This is a genomic window from Aphanothece sacrum FPU1 (assembly GCF_003864295.1).
GTDB classification, from domain to species: Bacteria; Cyanobacteriota; Cyanobacteriia; order Cyanobacteriales; family Microcystaceae; genus Aphanothece_B; species Aphanothece_B sacrum.
Genome location: NZ_BDQK01000007.1, coordinates 101166 through 123664, shown reverse-complemented (window position 1 = coordinate 123664; position 22499 = coordinate 101166). Strand labels below are relative to the sequence as shown.

Genomic DNA, 22499 nt, shown 5'->3' with positions numbered 1-22499 from the left:
GAAACGGTAACTCCTAAAGCCAATTCTTGGGTTGGGGTTTCAATGATAGGTTGGCGAAAACTAAAATCAACATAAACGGAGTCTCCCTCAATATCCAAGACGTTAAAGGGTTCTTCGATGACCTCAGTGCCAGTGGTTCGACCAGTTAGTTTTATTGTGCCATTGTAGGGATTAACGGGAAAGGTATAGTCAACATAGACCGCGTTACTGCCATCAGTATTGGCATATTCCACACTTAAGCTATCTCCAAAACCCAATAAATTCCCTTGGTTGAGACGGGTTCTGCGTTCCACACTCCCAATACTTGGTACACGGCCATTATCACCAGATAGACTAATATTGAAGGAATCTGCTTCTTTGACTCTCACGGACAAGATACTTAATTCAGGGCGAGTTCCTGCTGATAAATCTGCCGATATTGTCTTAATTAGAGGATTAAGCTGTAATAATTGTAGGGCTTCTAACAGGCGGTATTGATTAAGGGGTTTGGTCGTGGCAATGGCCAACCGACTCCGCACATAATCAGAATTCAATCGTCCCTTCATCGTCACTTGGATTTCTTCAACTCCCCCTTCAATAATCTGAATTTTGACGACTGCACCCTTGGGGGAAAAGACTTGTCCGGCCCGAATAATAGCACCAGAATTGATATAGCCTGCATTAGTATACAGTTGAGTTATAGCTGCCTCAGCTTGAAGCAGTTGGGCAAAAGCGATAGGTTTATTGGTAAATGGTGCAGTAACTGAACTTAATTCCTCATCGCTAAAGGCGGTGTTACCTTCAAACTCAAAGCGGAAAACGGTGATGTTTCCAGGAACTCCGGGGATTTCTTGAGGAGAGGGAATAGTCAGTGGAGGAATATCAAGGGGTGTAGGGAGCGAAGGCTGTGGGACACGGATGGGTTGAGGCAGTTTAGGGGGAAGGATAAAAGGGATGGACTGTTCCTGGGGTCTAGTTGGATTAGGGTTTTGAGCTAATATCTTATCCATAGAGAAAATGACTAAATTCTCCAAGGTCAACAAAATCAACAGATGTGAACTCAAATACCAAAACCATAGATTCCAGATTTTCGTCATGTTTTTTTTGTGGAAGACTCCCACTCCCTCCCAGGATTTACGCAAATACACTACATAATATCCCTCTTTCATCAGTCTAGGCTATTGTAAACCCGCCCCTGCTTTTTTGATTCGCAATAACATTAATTTTCTCTCATTTATCAGATTATGCTACAGTAAAATCAATTATATTTTCTCCCCATACTTTAGATAAAGGTATTACCCAAGATATAGGAACAGAAACAACATCTAAAGTTTCTCCGTCTTTAAACACTTCTAAATTATAGCCAGGTTCCGATTGTCTTTTAGTGGGCTTTAAATAATCTAAAACAACCCCGCGATCGCCTTTTTTTACTGGACTATCAGGAACATCTTGTTTTAACTCTACCCATTGAAATAACTTAACATTTTCCATAACTAATTTTCCTGTAATTTATCGGGATATAAGGTAATAAATTTTATTATATCTGCTCCTTCATCTTGTTGCCAAACAGTAATTACTTTAATCAATTTGCCATTAATGCTATACCATTGACTTCTGACTTTAAACCTTTGTCCCCAGTCTGTCTGAATAATTTCATAGATGTGCTTTCCTGCTACTGCTTTGATTATAGCCTGTTTAAGAATTTGCCAATTACCCAATGTATAGCCATATTCTGCTAAATATTTACTTGTTTATCATCTTTCGGTTGATAAACAAGTAAATATTTGGTCAGTTTTGCCTCGTGAATAACTAAATTAGATGGCATTTGCATCAACTTAAGATCATTGTCATTATAAACTTAAACAGGTGGGCATTGCCCACCCTACATTAATTAAGCACCGACTGCTTCTTTCGCTGCATACATTACTTCAAGTGTAATCTGAGAAAAACCTCGTTCACGGGCAAATTTTTCAGTATTTCGCTTCACTTTACCTCGCACAAAACCAGGAATTTTATTCAATTCTGCTTGTGCTTCTTTGTTCCAACTCAAATCAGAATCAGCCGAAATTCCCTTAGTAATTACCTCTTTAGTATCATGTCCTCCAAAGATTTCTAAGAGATGATCTTCCATCCCTAAAGTAAAGGAATTATACACTAAATCTGCAATCTGATTTGTCCCTTCATATCCACAAAAAGGTTTATAACCAATGGGAAAATTTTGAATATGAATCGGTGCAGCAATAACCCCACAAGGAATATCTAAACGTTTACCTACATGACGTTCCATTTGTGTGCCAAAAATAGCAGAAGGTTCAATGCGTGCGATCGCGTCACCAATCGCCCCATTATCATCACTAATTAACACTTCATCGCAATATTCACTAACTTGTTCCTTAAACCAATCTGCATCATATTTACAATAAGTTCCCGCTAAAACTACATGAATACCCATCTCCCGTGCCAGAATTTTAGTCATAGCAGCAGCATGGGTATTATCCCCAAAAACTACCGCTTTTTTACCCGTTAAATTCTGACAGTCAATAGACCGAGAAAACCAAGCTGCTTGAGACACATATAAGGTCTGATTGTTGATATAATCTTCGTAATCAACATTAGAACCTTGAGCATTAATTACCTGTTGAATCTTACGAATACAACGAGCAGTTTCTACCACTCCCATAGGGGTAATATCAACATAAGGCATCCCAAATTCTTCTTGTAAATATTGGGCTGACATTAATCCTAATTCCCGATAAGGAGTTAAATTAAACCAAGCTTTGGGTAAGTTCTTTAAATTGTGAACTGAGGCCCCTTCAGGAATCACTTCATTAACTTCAATTCCCAAATCTTGCATTAACCGTTTCAACTCGGTACAATCATGTTGATTATGGAAACCAAGGGTAGAAATGCCGATAATATTAACAGAAGGTTTCTCCGTTTTTCCTTCTGGTAACTCTCCTTTTTTGCGAGCTTTTTCCAGGTAAAATTTAACAATTTGATGTAAAGTTCGGTCGGCAGCTTGTAACTCATTAAAACGATAATGATTAACATCAGCTAACATGACATCCCCTTTAGCATCCATTTGAGCGCGATCTACAAAATTAGCTAAATCTTCTTGTAAAATACTAGAGGTACAAGTGGGAGTTAAGACAATTAAATCAGGGTTTTCTTCCCCATCTTTACGAACAATATTATCCACAACTTTCTCTTGAGAACCCCGCGCTAAAACGTTACGGTCAACAATACTTGCAGTAACAGGGGTAAAATTTCTTTCCCGTTCCAACATTGACCGCATTACGTTAAAATAATCATCGCCAAGAGGTGCGTGCATAATCGCATGAACGTTTTTGAAGGAACTAGCAATGCGTAGGGTTCCAATATGTGCAGGGCCAGCATACATCCAGTAAGCGAGTTTCATAGAGTTCTCCTTTATGTGTTGAATTAGACGTGATGATGACACGGTTTTAGGCTGTTCTTGATTGTCTCAAACTTATGGCTTTTAGTGAGTGTTTGCTTAAATAATGTTACATTACCCAAAAACCCCTGTAATGCTTGTCTAATAGCGATCGCTATTAGACAAAAACTTTTCCCTCTACTGATATTAGCTAATCGAGGGTTATTTGCGCGATTACGAGACGAAATCGTTTTTTAAAGTAAATAATAAAAGACCCATAAGTTACAGAGGTCTTTTAATCGGTAGAATAAAACGCAGTAGATAACTAAAAAGACTAAGTTAAACCCATGACTCAATCTTTAAGCGAATATTCTAATGCCTTGCCTTCAGATACCCTGATGATCACGGCTGAAAATGTAGAAAAATGGTATGACAATGATTTTCATGTCTTGCGGGGTGTTAGTTTACAGGTAACACTAGGGGAAGTTGTGGTTATTATGGGGCCATCAGGTTCAGGAAAATCTACCTTTATTCGTACATTTAACGCCTTAGAACCCTATCAAAAAGGCAATATTATCATTGATGGAATTAAATTATCTCATGACTTAAAAAATATTGAGACAATCCGTCGAGAAGTGGGCATGGTCTTTCAACAATTTAACCTATTTCCTCATTTAAGCGTGCTTAATAACGTAACTTTAGCTCCTATTTGGGTCAGACATTGGAAAAAAGAAAAAGCTGAAGCGATCGCCATGCAATTATTAGAAAAAGTTGGTATTCTCGAACAAGCACACAAATATCCAGCCCAGTTATCAGGAGGACAACAGCAACGGGTGGCGATCGCCCGTGCGTTAGCGATGCAGCCAAAAATCATGCTGTTTGACGAACCGACATCTGCCCTAGATCCAGAAATGATTAAAGAAGTATTAGATACAATGAAAAGTTTAGCCGAGTCGGGAATGACAATGGTATGTGTCACCCATGAAGTAGGATTTGCTCGTGAAGTGGCTGATCGGGTAGTCTTTATGGATGGGGGAAAAATTATAGAAATTGCACATCCCGATCAATTTTTTAATAATCCTAAAGAAGAACGTTCACAAAGGTTTTTGTCTCAGATATTGTAATTTGAGTGACATACTCCCAACGCTGACCTGAGTACAGGTACAGCGTGGGCTTCTTAAAGCCCGATAAGGGTATTTAAGATTTCCTTCCTAAAAATTTGGGTACAAGTCTCGTCCTTTAGGTAGGGTCGCACTGTTTTTTATAGAGATGTTGTCAATTTAATTAATTCTGAGGAAGCATACTCCCTGTTGTGTTGAACAATAGGGGTTTCGAGTTGATGGCGAAAAGACTGACGTAAAAGATAAAATAACCAGGGTTGACCATTGACAGAATGTAGAGAGTATAATTCCAAAGAAGCTAAGACAAAAGCTTGTCGTAAATGACCATCTTGAGTCAATTTAGCCATTTGCTTCACTTGTTTTTGCCAATGAGGATCTTGATCGACAAGTTTCTGAATTACTTTTTGGAGCAAACGGAGCAGATCTTGGTCAGAAAGACCAGAATGTTCCATCCAAGTGCGAACACTAGACAAACTAATCATCAGGCAAGCTAAACGAGTTATCAACAAACGATAACCTTGACGAGAATCTACTGTTAAGTATCGTTGCCGTAAAATTCGGTAGCGGTATTCTAATTGTTCATCTGAGGAAATTTCCCCATTTAGTAACCATTGCAAAATTCCTCGGCGTTTTTCATCTACTTGTTCTGGCAATTCTTCTCTCAGACGTTTGTACCAAATTTTGTATAAATCTTGTGTAGTTTTACTCATTTATAGTCACCTCTTGTCTTTGACACTCATTTTGTCGTAACATTGGTAACAGCACAACCTAAGTTTTGGAAGTTAAGTTACTAACTTAAGTGTTATTACCAGAAGATATGATCTACCAAGTATACCACCTTGTATAAGTTTTATGTAGCAGAAGAAATACCTAGTCAATTTAGACATTTACGGAATTTGGTCTCAAAACACTGAAGTTCCCGATATAGACTGTTGTTATCTAGTCTCAGAGGAGATATTATGGTAGTTATGACCCGGACGAACTTAGAAGTAAAAGAACGCATACGGGGAGTAATCCTAACTTCTATGGGATTAGAACGTCTCGAAGAAGCTAAAGAAGAAGCAGAATATAAAGAAAATAGAGGTAATCGCTTTACCCTGGAAGCCTTAAGCGAACGGATGAACCTCTCAGTTGATACCGTAATGAAAATATTTGCTTGTGAAGTAGGGGTTGATAAAAGAACCTTAAAACTTTGTTTTAGCTCCTTTGATTTAATCTTAGAACCCCTGGATTTTTATAAGCCAGAATTGCCCCCCAGAACCCCAAGGGTTGACAAGAGATTGATTTCAGAGCCAGAATTACCCAAAGGACAAGTTCCCCTTAAGTCAGACTTTTATATCGAGCGATCGCCGATTGAATCAAACTGTTACAAAACGATTTTACAACCTGGGTCTTTAATTCGCTTAAAAGCCCCTCGACGTATGGGTAAAAGCTCTTTAATGATCAGAATTATCAATCATGGTATTAAGAATGGCTGTCATGGGGTTTATTTGAACTTACAATTAGCGGATAAAGATTTATTTCAAGATCTTGATAAATTTCTCCAGTGGTTTTGTGCCAACGTCAGTTTAGCCTTACAATTACCTAATCGAGTGAGTGATTATTGGGATACTATTTTTGGCAGTAAAATGAGTTGTAAATTCTATTTTGAGGAATACATTTTAGCCAATCTCAAACAACCGTTAGTCTTAGGATTAGATGATGTTGATCGTTTATTTCGGTATCCAGATCTAGCTGATGACTTTTTTGCCCTGTTACGAGCTTGGCACGAAGAAGGAAAAAATCGAGAACTTTGGCAAAAATTACGCTTAGTAGTGGTTCATTCCTCTGAGGTTTATATCCCTTTAAATATGAATCAATCTCCTTTTAATGTAGGTTTGCCTATTGAATTACCGATGTTAAGCCCCGAACAGGTGCAAGATTTAGCCAAGCGTTATCAATTAAATTGGTCATTGGAAGAAGTAACAAAACTGATGGATTTAGTAGGGGGAAATCCTTATTTATTAAGGCTCGCTTTATATCATATTTACCGAGCAGATGTTACTCTAGACCAATTATTAACGACTTCTCCCTTATCACCTCAACATATTTATCAGGAGCATTTACAACGACAGCTACGGTATGTAGAACAAGATCCTAGACTTGTCGAAGCCTTAGCTAAAGTTATGTTAGGTCAAGAACCTCTTAAGTTAGATGTAGTTCAATCAATTAAGTTACAAAGTTTAGGATTGATCAATCTCCAAGGCACTAAAATAACATTTGGTTGTTTATTGTATCAACAATATTTTCAACAGTATTTTCAGTCAGTAAATAGCCTAACTGCCTAACTCGTAATTGCTCCTAAAATCTCAAAATAATCTAAATATTTTAACTGTCCTATTCCCTATTAAAATCCATCATGACTCAAGCAAAAATTGGCATCATTGGCGGTAGTGGTTTATACCAAATGGATGCCCTTAAAGATCGGCAAGAAATACAAATAGATACTCCTTTCGGTCGCCCTTCTGATGCTTATATTGTAGGAACATTAGAAGGGACTCCCGTGGCTTTTTTGGCTCGTCATGGACGCAATCATCATTTAATCCCCTCAGAATTACCCTTTCGTGCTAATATCTACGGTATGAAACAATTAGGGGTAGAATATATTATTTCTGCTTCGGCTGTGGGTTCTTTGAAAGGGGAAATTAAACCGTTAGATATGGTAATTCCTGATCAATTTATTGATCGTACTAGTCAGAGAATATCTACTTTTTTTGGATCAGGAATTGTGGCACATATTGGTTTTGGACATCCCGTTTGTAATAAATTAGCCGCTATTTTAGGGGATGCAGTACAGAGTTTAGCTTTACCTGATATTAATTTACACCGAGGCGGGACTTATGTCTGTATGGAAGGGCCCGCTTTTTCTACCATTGCTGAATCAAATTTGTATCGCAGTTGGGATGCTTCTATTATTGGAATGACTAATTTGCCAGAGGCAAAATTAGCCAGAGAAGCCGAAATTGCTTATGCTACGTTAGGATTAGTTACTGATTATGATTGTTGGCATCGAGATCATGATCATGTTACTGTAGAGATGATTATTGATAACTTACATCGTAATGCTATTAATGCTCAAAAAGTCATTTTAGAAACGGTTAAACAATTAAGTCAAAATCCCCCAATTTCTGAGGCTCATTATGCCTTAAAATATGCTATTCTTACCCCATTGGATAAAATTAGCCCTGAGATTAAGGAAAATTTAGCTATTTTGTTAGAAAAATATTTAAAATAGGTAAATCAATCATGTTAACTTCTCGCTTTTTTCGATACTTATTAGCCTTTTTCTTAAGTATGTTTATTGGTTGGGCAATATTGAGTGTTTCTCCTGTTTTAGCGGCTGGTACTATGACAGAAATTCATGTTAGTATGGGTACTGTTTCAGGGGAATTAAAATTTGTTCCGAATCATTTAGAATTGATTACGGGTAAACCTTATAGACTCGTATTAGATAATCCAAGTCCTATTAAACATTATTTCACTGCTAAAGATTTTGCTGATGTTAGTTGGACGCAAAAAGTAGAAGCGGGGAACGTAGAAATTAAAGGTGCAATTCATGAATTAGAATTAAAACCAGGGGCAAAAGCACAATGGGTTTTAGTTCCCATGAAACCAGGAACTTATGAACTTTATTGTTCAATTGCTGGCCATGCTAAAGCGGGAATGACAGGGGAAATTGTGATTTTACCCTAAATCCTAATTACTGGGGTGTTGAACCATTAGACTAGATTAGCTCAATGCTCTGTATCAAATACTAACACAGGATTAGTTAAATTGACAACATCTCCATAAGAAGCAGTCCGACCTTATCGCGCTTAGGACGGGGTTTGTACCCCAATTTTCGGTTAAAAAAGAACTATTAAATTTTGCTAAATTATTAGATGCGATCGCCAAAGAATGAGAAAGGGATCGCATTAATTATCAACTTAATTTGAGGTAATCTTTAAACTTCGCATAATGATACCAATGATGGCAACAATAATCACATCTAACCCAATATAAGTGAAGGGATTAGATAAATCCAGATAAGGAATTTGATTTACTATTGCTTCTAAATAGTCCGGTAAAGCAAAACGAACAAAGAAACCCAAAATCCAGGAAAGACAGACAGAAGCAACCAACCAAATTAAGATGCGAATTTTGTTATAAACTTGAACCATCGGGTTGGTTGGCCATCCCCAAGATTCAGGTGCGCGTTGAAAGGATTCTCCATATAATAACCAGTAACCTAATTGCTTGACTAAGGGAGTTTTTCGACTAGGATTATAATTCAAATATTCCACATGACTAAGAAGATGAATTGCTTCTGCTTTATAAGCAATATCTTGTGGTTGTTGTTTGTCTCCGGTGGTTTTAAAGTTAAATAAAGTCGTTGGACCCGCAACTGGATCTGTCGGATCATAAACATTCAACCATTGAAATTTGGCATTAAAAACAGAGTTATCTCTATTGATAGGAACAATAGCGGGCCAAACCACTCCAAATTTACTTAAGGGAGAACCATAAGTAACAAACCCTTGAAGTTTTGCAAATAAGTCTGAACGTGCAACAACATCATCATTATTTAACCACGCAGGACGAAAAGGAAACATATTTTTTTCTTCTTCAGGTGTCAGAGGTTTAGTTGCTTTTTTTTTACTAAAATTTTGCCATTTGTCCCAGAAATTTTTATTCAAATAATTAGCTAATGTTTCCTCAGTTTCCATCAAACCATTAAAAGCAACGATAGTTCCTAAACTATGGGATAAAACATACCAACGATCATAATCTCTCAAACTCATTTGAACTAACTCTTTAATCATCCGTCGTCGAACGGAAATACGAGGAGGTTGACCTAGATCAACTAATGGCCCTTTTCCTTTTATTTTTCCTTCTTGATACATTTTAATATCCCCTAAATATTGAGCTAAAATATCAGGACGTAAATCAAATCCTAATACTTTACGTAAAATAACACTTAAAAAGGAAAGCACAGGAAGGACTAATAAAATGACTAAAGATACCCAGAAAAATCTTAAGCGGCCCTTCAAGTCCATTTTAGGTATTTTTCCATTACTATATTGGGGAGGAATCACGCGATCGCTTGTCGCAAAATTAGGGTCAGTATATTGTTTTCTTGACCATAAAGATAGACCCCATCCCCAAAAACTTAGTTGAGTTTGTAGACTTGTCGGTTCACCAAGATCAGCCCACCAAACCTCACTAAATGCTAACTGTGTTACCTTATTTTGAGCATCTTTAACTTCAATAATAACCGGTTCTTGATCATCAGCTTGCCAGGTTTGTTGACTAGCACCATAACTGCCTGTATTCTGTTCATTAACCATAATTCTGACTTTGAATTTTGGCATTTTATCTGGTTTTAACTCTGCTTTTAAAGCGGTGGCCATATCCCTGACAATTTCTTCTACTGTTTCAAATTTTCGCTGTTCACCAATTCCGTGAACTACTAAAACCCCAACTTTCTCTGGTGTCATGATATTTTTCCCAAATCTTAATGATAAAAATTCATTGCTGAGGCAACTAATTTTATTACTATTATACTGGAGGAAATTCCTAGATAAGCTGTAAAGTTTTATTGATTTTTATAAATAGCGGTAAGCTGTTGTGCATTTAAACCGCTTATTTTGAACTTTGGTACAGACGTTAAAATCCCCGCTCCCTTTGCTCCGGCGCTCCCATGCAGTCACAACAGGTCAATTAAATGCGTGACAGCTTAAGTAGGTGGTCATAATTAAAGTCAGAATAGAAAAGTTTGTAATGAGGGCTTTAGTCCTTCTTATACAAAGCTTTCAAGCCCGTCAAGGGAGCCTACTACAAACATTAGTTTATTTACGATCACCTACTTGGAAGGTTTGGAACAAATGAAAGCAGTGGCTAGTCATTTGAGTCTGGCACCTGTTCAAGCGTTACGGGGAGGAGCTTTTAAACCAAGAACCTCCCCCTATTCTTTCCAAGGACTCGGACTTGAAGGTTGACAACTGGATTACAAATTCTCTGGGAACTATTAAAACCCTGGCGTTGCTGCTTAAGGGTTTTTTAATTTTGTAGGGGCATAAGCTGTTACGCATCTAAATTAGTCCTATTCGAGTGATGGGGTGATGGGGTGGTGGGGTGATGGTTTGATAGTTTGTTTCTTAATCTGCCAATATACAGTTTAAATGCGTCTTAGCTTAATACCATTATGCCCTGATTTTCACATTTCTATCAAAGCATGGAAAAAAGTTCTACTTAATTCCACTTCTAAGTGATAAAGAGAACCGCAAAACCTCTGAATATACATGAGTTTTGGGACTGACATCACCTCATCAGACCCAATATAGTAAAGGTAACAAGAAAAAAAGAGGTCACGAAAATGTCTACCACCACCGACAACACCACCATCGTCCGCAACTACATTATTCTCGCTGCTACCGTCATGTTTGCGACCATGGGTTTAACCGACACATTTCTCGCTCCCACCCGTACTGGACAACAAAACCGCCTCAATACTTATGGACAGGTTGTTAGTGCTGGTTTAGTGGTTTATGGTCAACAATTAGGACGTTAATTCTACACTTCAATTAACCTTATTTAAACCATTCCCAACCTTTTTCTCTTGTTACTTCCCTGTCTTCGGACGGGGTTTTTTATTGAAGTCTTGGGTTAAACTATCACTAAGAGGGTGACAATTATTAAAGTGTCCTGTTTCCCTTGAATTACTAAAATAGAGGCTTTATGGTTGTTTTAAATCGATGCAAATCGGTTTTGTGTGTGTGGTGTGAGAAAATTTTGTAGAAAAGCACTTGGGGTCGAAACACGGAAAGACTCCCAGGTGTTTTTCTCATTGGAATAATTCAAAAAGTCAATTCTATTGTTTAATCAACTTTCTTTTGTTAGTTCCATCATTTTTTTAAGAGGAACTAAAGAATAACATCATAGGTCTTATTTGCAGTCTCAAGAGATTGTTTTAACATCCGATTAAGCTAGATTAGTAAAGATAATTATATTGACTGATAATCAATTTTAAATCTCACCTCATTTATAAGATTTATTTGCTAAGAATGCCTTGTATACTCCATACAGAACTACCCCTAAAATTCCAATAGTGATTAACGAGGAGACGAGGCGTAAAATACCATTTAACACAGATAAACTAAGGACAACCCCAATAATAGCTACCCCAACTTTAGCAGGAGTTGCTAACCTTTGATACCATTTTCGTACTTTAATAAAAACACTCTGTGCTTCTTCATTAGGATTAAAAGGACGGACAGGAATCGGTTCTGTTTCTCCATTGATTTCCGCTTCTAAATCTTTGATACGTTGTTCCCAATCTTGAGGATTTTGATGACTCATAGTATTTTGTGATTAATTTACTTTCTGATACACTCTCTATTATTATATCGCAGTTGTCATATTAGTGAGACACAGAGTTTTCTCGTTTTCAGGACTCTAAAAAAATCGAGATGTAGCTCACTAAATTGAATAGAATTAACCTAAGATAGAAAATTCTATCACTAATGATTAATTTTATTCATTGCTATATTACCTTTTGCTCAATTATAATATTATATAATAGATTAAGTAGTTATTAATGTTAAAGTCATCTAAAGAGTTAAGAATAAATAGATAAAAATCAAGAGAAAGATGCTTAAAAATCAAGAAATAGAAGTAGCGATCGCGGCCGTCACCACTGCTGCCAAATTATGTCAACAAGTCCAAGAAACCAAGGCGGCCCAAACTTTAGCCAAAGCAGATACCAGTCCTGTCACTGTAGCTGATTTTGGGGCCCAAGCGATTATTTGTCAAGCTTTAGCCCAAGAATTCCCCAATGATCCCGTTATTGGTGAAGAAGATGCTTCTATCTTGCAAAAACCAGAATTATCGCCCATTTTAGGACTAATCACCCATCAAGTACAACAGATTAGACCAGATGCGACCGAATCAGATATTATTGACTGGATTAATTGGGGAAATGGTCAAATTGCGCCGAGATACTGGACTTTAGACCCAATTGATGGCACAAAAGGCTTTATTCGTGGGGATCAATATGCGATCGCCCTTGCTTTGATAGAACAGGGTAAGGTTAGATTAGGTATCCTCGCTTGTCCAGTGTTTCCTAGGGAAGGGAATAGCAAAGGGGTGATTTTTTTTGCAATGGAAGGTCAAGGGGCCTGGGAAATGCCTTTAGAGGGTGGAAAACTTCAACAAATACGGATTAATTCTTGGGATGATGTACAGCAATTATGTCGTATTGAGAGCGTAGAATCAGGTCATAGTGATCGCACTCAACAAGTTAAATTAGATCGTAAATTAGGGTTAGTTCGTCCGGCAAAACAAATGGATTCTTTGGCAAAATATGGGGCTTTAGCAAGAGGTGACGCTGATATTTATACGAGGGTTCCTGTGCCTCAATTTATAACAAAAAAAGAGAATATTTGGGATCATGGACCGGGGGTAATTATAGTAGAAGAAGCTGGAGGAAAGGTGACAGATTTAGATGGTAAATTCTTAGATTTTTCTGTGGGATCTAAATTAAGTAATAACCGGGGAATTTTAGCAACTAATGGGGTAATTCATCAAAAGATCTTAGACATCATTGCTGAAATTAATGACATTTAATTAAGTTTTTTAAACAGTTATGTACTTTTAACTATGAATCACTTTAAAATATAGAAGTAAAGAACAAGGAAAAAGATGAAACATCATTTAGACCATGAACCGCAAACTTTTGGAGATTGGGCTTATTTAGGAATTGCTAAACATTTTGATAAAATTATTAAGCATGAAATTGAAGTTATCGTAGATAAAGATCCCGAAGAATTACATCAAATGCGGGTTGGGATGCGACGTTTAAGAAGTACCATTGTTGGCTTTTTACCGGCTTTAAATTTACCTAAATATGCTCAAGAAAAAAGAGTGGGTAAGGTAGCTAAAATATTAGGTGAATTGCGTGATCTGGATGTTTTAGGAGATTCCCTAAAAAATCAATATCAACCAAATTTGCCTAAAGATGAGCAAAAGCATTTACAAGAAGTTATCAATGATTTAGATAAACAACGAAAAAAAACGTTTAAAAAAGTCAAAGAACTGTTAATTTCTGAGAAGTATTTAGATTTAAAACAATCGTTTACTGACTGGTTAAATGAGCCTCAATATCAACCTATTTCTGAAATTTCAATTGAGACTGTTTTGCCTGATCTTCTTTTGCCTGAAGTGAGTCGATTATTAGTGCATCCAGGGTGGTTAATAGGGGTAAAATTTAGTCAAGGTGAGACATACTTTCCTGATGGTTTATCCCAAAAAGAAGTAGAAACCCTTTTAGATAATGAAGATTTAATATTACATAATTTACGCAAGGAAGCTAAAAGATGTCGTTATAATATGGAACTATTTACTCAGTTTTACGGAGACAGTTATCAGCAATATTTAGAAGATGTTAAAATGATACAAACTGTCTTAGGAGAGATTCAAGATAGTTTTGTTTTAGTGAATTTTCTGGCTGAAGTATTTAAGGAAGATATTACTCAAACTATGCCTAATTTATCGAATAAGATAGGAGCAAATCGTTATAAAAATTGGCAAGAATGGGAACAACTACAACGAAAATTTATTAAGAGTAAATTCCGTAAAGATTTCCATTTTACTATTCTTAAACCGGAGTTAATAAATTCTGAGGTCAAAAATTGAAAATTGAGATTATTCTGTAGCTTTTACTGATAATTTATCATGAATACTGACAAAAACATTCCTGATGCTGAAACTAGAGCGAAAAATGTTGCAAGATTACGGGAAATTTGTTTACAGTTTGATCATCTTAATATGATGGTATAACATTAATATTAAGCCCGCCAGATTTGATACTAACCTCAGAAGAATCTATATTAACGCTCATCATCAGGCAACCAATCGTCAATTACTTGTTCAATAATATAGGGACATAACTCAGGAAAAATGCCGATATCTAAGCGAGTTTGTCGGGCTGCCTCTCGACGCGCTCTGATATATTCCTTTTCCAGAATTTTTTGGGGATAACTCTGCAAACTAGGACTATCCTCAAGCTTACGGCGAATTTGGGAACGTCCATCATTAATAGAGTCTAACCAACTATCAGAGTGGCGTTGAGGCTGATATTGCCACTTAAGCAAATGCACCATGATTCGTTCCATTTGAGAGGCGATCGCGCTTCGTTCACTTTTGCCCAAATCTTCAACCTCCTCAATGAGATGATCCCAATCTATGGCATCCCAACGACGTTCTCGCAATAGTTGAGCAGTATCTTTTGCCCAGATCGTTAAATCGCTATCATAATTAGTCATCTGTAACGATTTTGTTAGTTTTATATTCAGTATAATACAAAATCAGACTGATGCGCCGGACAACCATTTTTAGGGGCTTAATACCATTCATCTGTAAATATTTGGGTATAATTTAGAGGAGGGAATTCTAGGGATTTAGCCAGGTTCAAGGTTGATGTATGGTGGTAAACTAATTTATATTTGCTACATTAGTTTATGTATGATATTGAATTTAGCAAAACAGCAATTAAACGGTTACGAAATTTACCTATTAATTGGAGTCAGCGCATTGCAGAAAAACTACAAGAAATAGCATCTAATCCTTACGGTAAGCATAACAATGTTAAAAAACTAATTGGCCGGCCAGGATATAGACTAAGAGTAGGAGATTGGCGCATTATTTATGAAATTGATGGCGAAAAATTGAAGATTCTGGTATTAGAAATTGGTACAAGAGGAAAAATTTACTCATGAACATTGAGATCATTCAAAAAGAAGGTAAACCCCATGTTATTATTCCTTACGAAATGTATGAAAAGCTTTTAGAGGATTCAGAAATGCTTTCTGATATAAAACTTTATGATGAAGTAAAAGCACATCAAGAAGAATTTTTTCCCTCAGAAGTTGTTTATAGAATGACGATTAAAGGCGAAAATTCTATCAAGGTTTTACGAGAGTATCGGGGGTTAAGTCAACAACAATTAGCAGAAATAGTAGGAATAATTTCTACTGACGAATTAGCAGAAGTTGAAAGCAATAATCAAACAGTTTCAGAACAAATTATTAAGTTAATTGCGGCCTCTCTTGATGTTGATATTGAGATGATTAGTTAGATTCTGTTTTTTCTGTCATTGCGAAAGGGCGTTATTTAGGGAATATTAGAGATTAAGGTAATTTAGTGATAACTACATTTTCTTTCTGGTCAATTTATGGATTTTCATCTCGATACCATTCTACATCTTCCCAATATTACCGTATTAACTTATCAACAACCATGTTGGTTTTCTTCTCTTAACATTAGAACTTTTAAATGAAGGTATTATCTGTCCTCATTGTCAAACTTATACCGATAATCTTCATCAAACTCGCCCAATTTTAGTGAGAGATCTATCAATATGTGGTCAGGGAGTTTATTTAAAAGTACCTCGTCGTCAATTTATTTGTCCTGATTAAAGTAATAGCAATCGTTCTTCTGTTCTTGTTCGTCGATAATTGATAGGTAGAATTAAAATAACCATGAAATGGAAAAAATAATGATAAACAAAATACCCTGTAGGGGCGGGTTTATCTAACATACTTGTGAGAATCTAGAAATTCTGTAAAAAACCCGCCCCTACCCACCTGTTATTAGTAGCAAACATTTAGCGATTTCATAATTCATAATTCATAATTCATAATTCATAATTCATAATTCATAATTCATAATTCATAATTCATAATTCATAATTCATAATTCATAATTCATAATTCATAATTCATAATTCATAATTCATAATTCATAATTCATAATTTAAACGTCTAGGGACTTCATAATTCATAAAATCCCGTGCCATAATAGTATTAGGAAAAATAGCTTTTGCTTCTGCTAATAAATCCTCTAATTGTAGATTATTTCCTGGGGCATAACGAGGGCTAAAATGAGTCATAATTAAGCGTTTAACACCCGCAGCTAAAGCCACTTGCGCCGCCATTGTTGAGGTAGAATGAAGACGATCAAACGCTAATTGAGCATCCTGATGAGCAAACGTCGCCTCATGAATTAACACATCTGCATCTTGAGCTAATTCTACAGCACCTTCACAAAATACCGTATCCGTACAATAAATAACCTTACGTCCCGTTTCCGTCTCCCCACATAACTCTTTTCCCCGAATACGACGACCATCCGGTAACGTCACGGTTTCTCCCCGTTTCAGTTGACCATAAATAGGGCCAGAAGGAATACCCAAAGCATTCGCCCTTTCCACATTAAAACGCCCAGGACGGTCTTTTTCCACAATGCGATACCCAAAAGCAGGGATACGGTGTTTCAGTAAGCCACAACTAACCTTAAACTCCTCATCTTCGTGCAGTAAACCAGGACTGACCCCATAAACCCGAACCCGATGGGAAAGTTTAAGATGAGAATATTTAGCGCAAGCTTCTAAATAGTATGATAAATCTGGCGGCCCATAAATTTCGATATCTTGGGCATTTCCGGCTAACCCACAACTAGCTAATAATCCCATTAACCCATAAATGTGATCGCCGTGCATATGGGTGATGAAAATACGAGTCAATTGGGAGACTTTGACATCGCTACGTAATAATTGATGTTGGGTTCCTTCTCCACAGTCAAATAGCCATACTTCGGCCCGTTGCGGAAGACGAAGGGCTACACTAGAGACATTACGTGAGCGTGTAGGTACACCGGAACTGGTTCCTAAAAAGGTTATCTCCACAATGGGTTACTGTTACTGACTTTGGGTTTTATTTGTCTATTCTACCCTGATTTCTGTGTTGTTCCTTAACTTTGACGAAGAATCAATTTTATCTTATTATTAAGTCTTTCCATTTTTCCATTTGTTGTACGAGTGACAAAGTAATGACAAATATCTTTATGATATAAAGCGCATCATAATTAATTAGCTTTCATAAAGTTTCATAACCTCCGTAATATTCAGTCGAGAACTAACCCCTAAACTTAAAGCAGAAATGTGTCCCCTTTGCAAATGATCCGTCGCAGCACAACCTATCATTGCTGCATTATCAGTACACAACTTTAACGGAGGAAAATGAACGATTAAATCATGCTCTTTTGCCGCTTCTTGTAAATGTTGTCTCAATCCACTATTAGCCGCAACACCTCCCCCGATCGCAATTTTTTTGATACCATAATCCAAAGCACAAGCAATGGTTTTTTTAGTCAGCGATCGCGCGACAGTATCCTGAAAACTAGCCGCTAAATCGGCCACAGGTAAAGGTTCTTGTCCCTCTTTTTTCAACTGTTCAACTAATCGTAATACTGCAGTTTTTAAGCCACTAAAACTCGAATCATAACGGTGATATCCTCCCTCTGGTAACGACACTTTACCCTCCGGTAAAATAAACCTTTTAGGGTTCCCCGTTTTCGCTAATCGATCAATTATTGGCCCCCCTGGATACTCTAAATTTAACAACCGGGCCACCTTATCAAAAGCCTCCCCGGCCGCATCATCACGAGTTGACCCTAATTGCTCATAAACGCCACAATTCTTAACATAAATTAAACTGGTATGACCCCCCGATACCAAAAGACATAAAAAAGGCGGTTCCCAGGTCGGATCACTCAGATAAGTCGCGTAAATATGCCCCTCTAGATGATGAACCCCAATAAAAGGCTTATCATAGAGAATAGCCAATGTTTTAGCCGCCGTTGACCCTATCATTAAGGCCCCCACCAACCCAGGGGCCACCGTAGCCGCTACTCCATCAATATCTGACCAATTTAGCTTAGATTCGAGGAAAGCTTGCTCAATACAGGGATTAATAGTCAATAAATGCTCACGGGATGCCATTTCAGGAACCACACCCCCATAAACGCGATGGAGTGTGATTTGAGAAGTCACAACACTACTACAAATATTACGATTATTTACAATTGCGACTGCGGTTTCGTCACAACTTGTTTCAATTGCTAATACTGTCGCCATTATCTGATAATTTGAAACGAAAGACTACTTTTTGTAATTTCAACTTTACTCGATGAACTTGTCAGAGTAAGATGTCTTGGATGTACAACAGATTGTTTGATCTTTTGTACAAAAAACTTAGTCTTTTGTAACAAAAGGAAATATTTCTTATGAAACGACTGTTCGCGTTAATCCTGATTGCAACCCTGTGGTTTAATTTCGCTCCTTCTGCATCGGCAGAATATTCCAATTTAACCCCCTGTAGCGAGTCTGCTGCGTTTCAAGCAAAGTCTAAAACTTTCTTGAATACCACTGATGATGCCACTTCAGGCAAAAAACGTGCTGAACGCTATGCAGAAGCTCTTTGTGGCCCTGAAGGCTATCCTCACCTAATTGTAGACGGTAACTTGAGCCACATTGGGGATTTTACCATTCCTGGTATTCTGTTTCTCTATATTGCGGGTTGGATCGGTTGGGTTGGCCGAGCTTATTTAATTGCTATCCGCGATGACAAAGATGCTGAGATGAAAGAGATCGTCATTGATGTTCCTTTAGCTCTTAGTAAAATGTTAACGGGTTTCGCTTGGCCTTTAGCTGCTGTTGGCGAATTTACTTCTGGAAAATTAATTGCTAAAGATAGCGAAATTCCAGTTTCCCCTCGTTAATTTGCTGTCCGTTTGCATTGTTTGATCCATTATTACCGTTGGGAGAACTATTCATGGAAGGTTTGACAAAGTTTCTTTCTACTGCGCCTGTTTTAATCATGGCGTTGTTGACTTTTACCGCCGGGATCTTGATTGAATTCAATCGTTTTTATCCCGATCTTTTATTCCATCCTTTAGGATAGAAGATAACTCAATTTTTTAACTAATAGAAAAGGACTGACAGGGATAATAATTTCTGTCAGTTTCTTTCTATTAAATTATGAATTATAAATTATGAATTATGAATTATAAATTATGAATTATGAATTATGAATTATGAATTATGAATTATGAATTACCTGAGTTCGACATAAAGTAATTTGTGGAAAACTCGCCACAAGTAGGAGTCTAGCAACTCTTATTCTCTCGTTTAAAAAATCATCCACGACGAACTCCGAACTCAGATGAATTATAAATACGTAATCTCATAGTGTAAACTTGTAGTCAACATCTAAACCTTCAAGGAGTATCAATATGTCAAGTAATGTTAACAATTCAGCCAAAGATAAATATCAATGGATAAGTGAAGAAGAAAGGTATCCTGGCGCACCTCCTTATGTTATTGGTCTTCCTAAAGGAGAAGGGTTTAGTCCTTGGAAAATCATTATCTTTGATTTCACTGCCATCAAAACGTTTTTAGGGTTACTGTTTGCTCAAATTCTCCATATTATCTCATATTTCTGGAAAAATAAACCTCAACTTAAAGGAGTAGCTGATTTAGGATTATTGAGTATTTTAGCCGAAACTAATAAATGGGAAAAACCAGAAGATTTATGGAGCTTTTTTCGGTTTCCCGCCTGTTTACCTAAACCTATTGTGGCTGATAAATGGGATCAAGATATAGAATTTGGTCGTCAAAGACTAGGAGGACTTAATCCTGTTTTAATTAAAAAGTGTCACCCAGAAGATCTATCCATTGAGGGGAAATTTCCTGTCACTAATGAATTACTTAAAGCAGATTTAGGAGATAATTTTAGTTTAGAATCAGCTTGGGAAAAACATCAATTATATCTCCTAGATTATAAATTGTTTGATGGCATTATTACCGAAGAATTAGAAGATCAATTAGGTCGTTATAGTAACGCACCTCTTTGTTTATTATATCTCAATGATCAAGACCAATTGTTACCCATTGCGATTAAAGTAACTCAAGAGATTGGCGCACCAATTTTTACACCGAAATCTCCTCAATGGTCAGCCGCTAAATTAGCTGTATCAACTGCAGATATTGCTTATCAAGGAATTATCGCTCATTTACTTGATACTCATTTAGTGGCTGAAATTTTTGCAGTTAGCAGTTACAGAACTTTATCCCCCGATCATATCCTTTATCAACTTCTCAAACCTCACTTTTTTAATACTTTAGCCATTAATTTTATGGCTCGTAGTGTCTTTTTAGGACGAGGAGGATTTTTTGATGCAACCGGGGCCTTAGGCTATACTAGCTCTAATGAACTTTTAAACAGAGGTTATCGAGGGGAAGGAATACACATTGAATATCAAGGAGAACCTTGGGAATTCTATAAAAAAGCCTTCCCTTATCAATTAGAATCTCGTGACGTTTCACAGTTACCTAATTATCATTATCGTGACGATGCAACGTTGCTTTGGGAAGCTACAAAAACTTATGTTACTAATGTCTTGACTAATCATTATCAAGATGTTAATAGTTTAGTTAATGATAGTCAATTACAAGCTTGGAAAAATGAACTAATTTCTCCTCAAGGTGGCAGTCTTAAAGGCTTACTTTCACCTGACAAACAAGAACAATTAGACGGTCAACTTAATAACTTAGATGATCTCATTGACATTGTTACTAACATGATTTTTACCGCCACTTCTCAACACGCTGCGGTTAATTTTGGGCAATATGATTATGGGGCTTGGGTTCCTAATATGCCTTTTGCTCTTTATCAACCTTTTAAATCTATCCTTGAAGATGTTACCAAGCTTGAAGAAAAAGTATTACAATGGTTGCCAGATCGACAACAAACAATCAAGCAAATTGTTTTAGTTAAGATTTTAACCATCCTTCCTCCCTATACGAGTAAAAGTCTTCTAACTCTGGGAAATCCTTTTAAAACTGACCCCAGTAAACAAGCTTTTAAAGACTTTAAACAACGGTTAAAAGAGATCGAAAAACAACTTCAAGAACGCAATAAAAAGCTAGAAGAAGCAGGTCAAATTCCTTATGTTTATTTGCTCCCTTCTCATATTCCCCAAAGTATCGCTATTTAGATGCTGACACCTTTAAAGGTGCAGCTAAGAAAACAAAGCCCGCCTTCGCGGGCTTACTTGTTTTTAGTATTAAATAATTGATAAAAAGCCCTGTTCTACCGGACAAACTATGCTAAACTAATAATTAATGGTTCTACGGGACAAGTTATGCTAAAGTTTAGCATAACTTGTCCCGTAGAACCTAATTAATAAAAGGCTAATCCTATAGAAACAAAGTACGATGAGCGCGGACTGCCATTATGGGTTGCGTAGGCAACCCTTGTTTATATAGCTTAACTCTTGAGAGTTAAAGTATATTATTTGTGATAATTTAGCATAACAACTCCGGTAGAATCAAATTTTATTTATTTGTCACAATTAAACTAACTAAATTACTAATTAATCTGTCGGCTGACATGGGCATAATTTCTTGTCCATGTAGCATTTCTTGAGTTAATAAATGATGAATAAGTGTCCCGACAAAAATTCTAGCGATCACTTCAGGATCACTAATATTAAGTTCTGAATGTTCTTTTAAATAGTTGGTCAAAATATTATTAGCAGGTTGAGCAAAGTTTCGTAAAAATAATTGAGATAATTCAGGATGATTATCTGATTCAGCAATAATTAGTCTAACAAAACACAAATGTTCAGTATCATTGACTTGTTTAAGAATACGTTCAGCTAATTGAGTTAACACTATCTGGGGTTCTCCGGCCAAAGGTTGAGACCAGACTAAGCGGAACTTCTCACAAGCCATCCGTTGGACTAAAGTAGTAAATAGTTGCTCTTTATCAGAAAAGTGACTATAAAGGGTTTGTTTAGAAACTCCGGCTGACGAGGCTATTTTGTCCATCGTAGTCGCAGCATAGCCATTTTTTAAGAACTCTGGTAAAGCTCCTCCTAAAATTTGTCTGGCTTTCTCGCTAGTAGGAAGGGAATATAAAACGGGTTCTTTCATGCTTGGATGATATCATACTGTACAGTCCATTCTATCGCGGTTAGCTAAGCAAATTTAGGGAGCATTTCAGTGAACACCTGAACAGTAAACAGTTATCAAGGATAAACACATCATTCTTTACTGATAACTGATAACTGAAATGACCCCTACTAAG

24 protein-coding genes and 2 pseudogenes are annotated in these 22499 nt (G+C 36.8%); 14 read left to right on the top strand and 12 right to left on the bottom strand.

Going from position 1 to position 22499, the window contains the following annotated elements:
• The 4 genes and pseudogenes from AsFPU1_RS09270 to bchB all read right to left on the bottom strand — a co-directional run.
• A partial coding sequence (locus AsFPU1_RS09270) for a ShlB/FhaC/HecB family hemolysin secretion/activation protein (RefSeq protein ID WP_174715377.1) occupies positions 1 to 1076 on the bottom strand: 1076 nt, incomplete at its 3' end.
• A gap of 145 nt (positions 1077 to 1221) precedes the next feature.
• The gene (locus tag AsFPU1_RS09265; protein WP_124974063.1) at positions 1222 to 1470 is read right to left on the bottom strand and encodes a DUF4926 domain-containing protein; all 249 of its coding nucleotides are present in this window, start codon (positions 1468 to 1470) and stop codon (positions 1222 to 1224) included.
• Positions 1471 to 1472: 2 nt separating this feature from the next.
• Positions 1473 to 1712: pseudogene (locus AsFPU1_RS09260) on the bottom strand (DUF6883 domain-containing protein); the annotation flags it as partial.
• A gap of 158 nt (positions 1713 to 1870) precedes the next feature.
• A complete protein-coding gene (bchB, locus tag AsFPU1_RS09255; protein WP_124974067.1) occupies positions 1871 to 3397 on the bottom strand; it encodes a ferredoxin:protochlorophyllide reductase (ATP-dependent) subunit B in 1527 nt (508 codons plus the stop codon).
• A 374-nt stretch (positions 3398 to 3771) separates the two neighbouring features.
• Here bchB and AsFPU1_RS09250 point away from each other — a divergent pair, with 374 nt between their 5' ends.
• A complete protein-coding gene (locus AsFPU1_RS09250; RefSeq protein WP_124974169.1) occupies positions 3772 to 4497 on the top strand; it encodes an amino acid ABC transporter ATP-binding protein in 726 nt (241 codons plus the stop codon).
• 137 nt (positions 4498 to 4634) lie between these two features.
• Here the strand turns inward: AsFPU1_RS09250 and AsFPU1_RS09245 are convergent, their stop codons facing one another.
• A complete protein-coding gene (locus AsFPU1_RS09245) occupies positions 4635 to 5204 on the bottom strand; it encodes a hypothetical protein (RefSeq protein ID WP_124974069.1) in 570 nt (189 codons plus the stop codon).
• 249 nt (positions 5205 to 5453) lie between these two features.
• Here AsFPU1_RS09245 and AsFPU1_RS09240 point away from each other — a divergent pair, with 249 nt between their 5' ends.
• From AsFPU1_RS09240 to AsFPU1_RS09230, 3 genes are all read left to right on the top strand, one after another.
• A complete protein-coding gene (locus AsFPU1_RS09240; protein ID WP_227873484.1) occupies positions 5454 to 6821 on the top strand; it encodes an AAA-like domain-containing protein in 1368 nt (455 codons plus the stop codon).
• A 71-nt stretch (positions 6822 to 6892) separates the two neighbouring features.
• Positions 6893 to 7768 carry an S-methyl-5'-thioadenosine phosphorylase gene (locus AsFPU1_RS09235; RefSeq protein WP_124974071.1) on the top strand — a complete coding sequence of 292 codons (876 nt, stop codon included), beginning with the start codon at positions 6893 to 6895 and terminating at the stop codon, positions 7766 to 7768.
• Between the two features lie 11 nt (positions 7769 to 7779).
• The gene (locus AsFPU1_RS09230) at positions 7780 to 8226 is read left to right on the top strand and encodes a cupredoxin domain-containing protein (protein WP_172957485.1); all 447 of its coding nucleotides are present in this window, start codon (positions 7780 to 7782) and stop codon (positions 8224 to 8226) included.
• Positions 8227 to 8459: 233 nt separating this feature from the next.
• Here the strand turns inward: AsFPU1_RS09230 and AsFPU1_RS09225 are convergent, their stop codons facing one another.
• On the bottom strand, positions 8460 to 10010 hold the full coding sequence (locus AsFPU1_RS09225) for a hypothetical protein (RefSeq protein ID WP_124974073.1): 1551 nt from the start codon (positions 10008 to 10010) through the stop codon (positions 8460 to 8462).
• 369 nt (positions 10011 to 10379) lie between these two features.
• Between AsFPU1_RS09225 and AsFPU1_RS23410 the strand changes: the two genes are divergently transcribed.
• Both AsFPU1_RS23410 and AsFPU1_RS09220 read left to right on the top strand, forming a co-directional pair.
• Positions 10380 to 10511, top strand: coding sequence for a hypothetical protein (locus AsFPU1_RS23410; RefSeq protein WP_369692081.1), 132 nt, complete (start codon positions 10380 to 10382; stop codon positions 10509 to 10511).
• Between the two features lie 377 nt (positions 10512 to 10888).
• Positions 10889 to 11083, top strand: a complete 195-nt coding sequence (locus tag AsFPU1_RS09220) for a hypothetical protein (protein ID WP_124974075.1) — start codon at positions 10889 to 10891, stop codon at positions 11081 to 11083.
• A gap of 467 nt (positions 11084 to 11550) precedes the next feature.
• Here the strand turns inward: AsFPU1_RS09220 and AsFPU1_RS09215 are convergent, their stop codons facing one another.
• A complete protein-coding gene (locus AsFPU1_RS09215; protein WP_124974077.1) occupies positions 11551 to 11871 on the bottom strand; it encodes a hypothetical protein in 321 nt (106 codons plus the stop codon).
• A 291-nt stretch (positions 11872 to 12162) separates the two neighbouring features.
• Here AsFPU1_RS09215 and AsFPU1_RS09210 point away from each other — a divergent pair, with 291 nt between their 5' ends.
• Together AsFPU1_RS09210 and AsFPU1_RS09205 are read left to right on the top strand one after the other, a co-directional pair.
• Positions 12163 to 13137: a 3'(2'),5'-bisphosphate nucleotidase gene (locus tag AsFPU1_RS09210; protein WP_124974079.1), complete on the top strand. Its 975-nt coding sequence runs from the start codon at positions 12163 to 12165 to the stop codon at positions 13135 to 13137.
• 75 nt (positions 13138 to 13212) lie between these two features.
• Complete coding sequence (locus AsFPU1_RS09205; protein WP_124974081.1) at positions 13213 to 14205, top strand: CHAD domain-containing protein; 993 nt, start codon at positions 13213 to 13215, stop codon at positions 14203 to 14205.
• A gap of 194 nt (positions 14206 to 14399) precedes the next feature.
• Here AsFPU1_RS09205 and AsFPU1_RS09200 read toward each other — a convergent pair whose 3' ends face one another.
• Positions 14400 to 14834 (bottom strand): DUF29 domain-containing protein, encoded by a 435-nt coding sequence (locus tag AsFPU1_RS09200; protein WP_124974083.1) that lies wholly within the window; start codon positions 14832 to 14834, stop codon positions 14400 to 14402.
• A 195-nt stretch (positions 14835 to 15029) separates the two neighbouring features.
• Here AsFPU1_RS09200 and AsFPU1_RS09195 point away from each other — a divergent pair, with 195 nt between their 5' ends.
• The 3 genes and pseudogenes from AsFPU1_RS09195 to AsFPU1_RS23525 all read left to right on the top strand — a co-directional run.
• A complete protein-coding gene (locus AsFPU1_RS09195) occupies positions 15030 to 15287 on the top strand; it encodes a type II toxin-antitoxin system RelE family toxin (protein ID WP_124974085.1) in 258 nt (85 codons plus the stop codon).
• On the top strand, positions 15284 to 15646 hold the full coding sequence (locus tag AsFPU1_RS09190; protein ID WP_124974087.1) for a helix-turn-helix transcriptional regulator: 363 nt from the start codon (positions 15284 to 15286) through the stop codon (positions 15644 to 15646). The genes AsFPU1_RS09195 and AsFPU1_RS09190 overlap by 4 nt, the downstream gene beginning before the upstream one ends.
• A gap of 96 nt (positions 15647 to 15742) precedes the next feature.
• A pseudogene (locus AsFPU1_RS23525) lies at positions 15743 to 15977 on the top strand (transposase family protein); the annotation flags it as partial.
• Between the two features lie 332 nt (positions 15978 to 16309).
• Here AsFPU1_RS23525 and AsFPU1_RS09180 read toward each other — a convergent pair.
• From AsFPU1_RS09180 to tsaD, 3 genes are all read right to left on the bottom strand, one after another.
• Positions 16310 to 17254, bottom strand: a complete 945-nt coding sequence (locus AsFPU1_RS09180) for a ribonuclease Z (RefSeq protein WP_124974089.1) — start codon at positions 17252 to 17254, stop codon at positions 16310 to 16312.
• A 65-nt stretch (positions 17255 to 17319) separates the two neighbouring features.
• The gene (locus AsFPU1_RS09175; RefSeq protein ID WP_227873489.1) at positions 17320 to 17406 is read right to left on the bottom strand and encodes a hypothetical protein; all 87 of its coding nucleotides are present in this window, start codon (positions 17404 to 17406) and stop codon (positions 17320 to 17322) included.
• A 31-nt stretch (positions 17407 to 17437) separates the two neighbouring features.
• Positions 17438 to 18484 carry a tRNA (adenosine(37)-N6)-threonylcarbamoyltransferase complex transferase subunit TsaD gene (tsaD, locus tag AsFPU1_RS09170; protein ID WP_124974091.1) on the bottom strand — a complete coding sequence of 349 codons (1047 nt, stop codon included), beginning with the start codon at positions 18482 to 18484 and terminating at the stop codon, positions 17438 to 17440.
• 149 nt (positions 18485 to 18633) lie between these two features.
• Between tsaD and AsFPU1_RS09165 the strand changes: the two genes are divergently transcribed.
• The 3 genes from AsFPU1_RS09165 to AsFPU1_RS09155 all read left to right on the top strand — a co-directional run bounded on the left by AsFPU1_RS09165 (position 18634) and on the right by AsFPU1_RS09155 (position 21405).
• Positions 18634 to 19128, top strand: a complete 495-nt coding sequence (locus AsFPU1_RS09165; protein WP_124974093.1) for a Photosystem I reaction center subunit III — start codon at positions 18634 to 18636, stop codon at positions 19126 to 19128.
• A 53-nt stretch (positions 19129 to 19181) separates the two neighbouring features.
• Positions 19182 to 19310: a photosystem I reaction center subunit IX gene (psaJ, locus tag AsFPU1_RS09160; RefSeq protein ID WP_124974095.1), complete on the top strand. Its 129-nt coding sequence runs from the start codon at positions 19182 to 19184 to the stop codon at positions 19308 to 19310.
• 331 nt (positions 19311 to 19641) lie between these two features.
• A complete protein-coding gene (locus AsFPU1_RS09155) occupies positions 19642 to 21405 on the top strand; it encodes a lipoxygenase family protein (protein WP_124974097.1) in 1764 nt (587 codons plus the stop codon).
• A 340-nt stretch (positions 21406 to 21745) separates the two neighbouring features.
• Here the strand turns inward: AsFPU1_RS09155 and AsFPU1_RS09150 are convergent, their stop codons facing one another.
• Positions 21746 to 22345 (bottom strand): TetR/AcrR family transcriptional regulator, encoded by a 600-nt coding sequence (locus AsFPU1_RS09150; protein ID WP_124974099.1) that lies wholly within the window; start codon positions 22343 to 22345, stop codon positions 21746 to 21748.
• Between the last annotated feature and the right edge of the window lie 154 nt (positions 22346 to 22499).

Bases quoted from the DNA above. Each gene is read 5' to 3' on its own strand.
- AsFPU1_RS09265 (WP_124974063.1), bottom strand. From the start codon at position 1,470: ATGGAAAATGTTAAGTTATTTCAATGGGTAGAGTTAAAACAAGATGTT.
- bchB (WP_124974067.1), bottom strand. From the start codon at position 3,397: ATGAAACTCGCTTACTGGATGTATGCTGGCCCTGCACATATTGGAACC.
- AsFPU1_RS09250 (WP_124974169.1), top strand. From the start codon at position 3,772: ATGATCACGGCTGAAAATGTAGAAAAATGGTATGACAATGATTTTCAT.
- AsFPU1_RS09245 (WP_124974069.1), bottom strand. From the start codon at position 5,204: ATGAGTAAAACTACACAAGATTTATACAAAATTTGGTACAAACGTCTG.
- AsFPU1_RS09240 (WP_227873484.1), top strand. From the start codon at position 5,454: ATGGTAGTTATGACCCGGACGAACTTAGAAGTAAAAGAACGCATACGG.
- AsFPU1_RS09235 (WP_124974071.1), top strand. From the start codon at position 6,893: ATGACTCAAGCAAAAATTGGCATCATTGGCGGTAGTGGTTTATACCAA.
- AsFPU1_RS09230 (WP_172957485.1), top strand. From the start codon at position 7,780: ATGTTAACTTCTCGCTTTTTTCGATACTTATTAGCCTTTTTCTTAAGT.
- AsFPU1_RS09225 (WP_124974073.1), bottom strand. From the start codon at position 10,010: ATGACACCAGAGAAAGTTGGGGTTTTAGTAGTTCACGGAATTGGTGAA.
- AsFPU1_RS09220 (WP_124974075.1), top strand. From the start codon at position 10,889: ATGTCTACCACCACCGACAACACCACCATCGTCCGCAACTACATTATT.
- AsFPU1_RS09215 (WP_124974077.1), bottom strand. From the start codon at position 11,871: ATGAGTCATCAAAATCCTCAAGATTGGGAACAACGTATCAAAGATTTA.
- AsFPU1_RS09210 (WP_124974079.1), top strand. From the start codon at position 12,163: ATGCTTAAAAATCAAGAAATAGAAGTAGCGATCGCGGCCGTCACCACT.
- AsFPU1_RS09205 (WP_124974081.1), top strand. From the start codon at position 13,213: ATGAAACATCATTTAGACCATGAACCGCAAACTTTTGGAGATTGGGCT.
- AsFPU1_RS09200 (WP_124974083.1), bottom strand. From the start codon at position 14,834: ATGACTAATTATGATAGCGATTTAACGATCTGGGCAAAAGATACTGCT.
- AsFPU1_RS09195 (WP_124974085.1), top strand. From the start codon at position 15,030: ATGTATGATATTGAATTTAGCAAAACAGCAATTAAACGGTTACGAAAT.
- AsFPU1_RS09190 (WP_124974087.1), top strand. From the start codon at position 15,284: ATGAACATTGAGATCATTCAAAAAGAAGGTAAACCCCATGTTATTATT.
- tsaD (WP_124974091.1), bottom strand. From the start codon at position 18,484: ATGGCGACAGTATTAGCAATTGAAACAAGTTGTGACGAAACCGCAGTC.
- AsFPU1_RS09165 (WP_124974093.1), top strand. From the start codon at position 18,634: ATGAAACGACTGTTCGCGTTAATCCTGATTGCAACCCTGTGGTTTAAT.
- psaJ (WP_124974095.1), top strand. From the start codon at position 19,182: ATGGAAGGTTTGACAAAGTTTCTTTCTACTGCGCCTGTTTTAATCATG.
- AsFPU1_RS09155 (WP_124974097.1), top strand. From the start codon at position 19,642: ATGTCAAGTAATGTTAACAATTCAGCCAAAGATAAATATCAATGGATA.
- AsFPU1_RS09150 (WP_124974099.1), bottom strand. From the start codon at position 22,345: ATGAAAGAACCCGTTTTATATTCCCTTCCTACTAGCGAGAAAGCCAGA.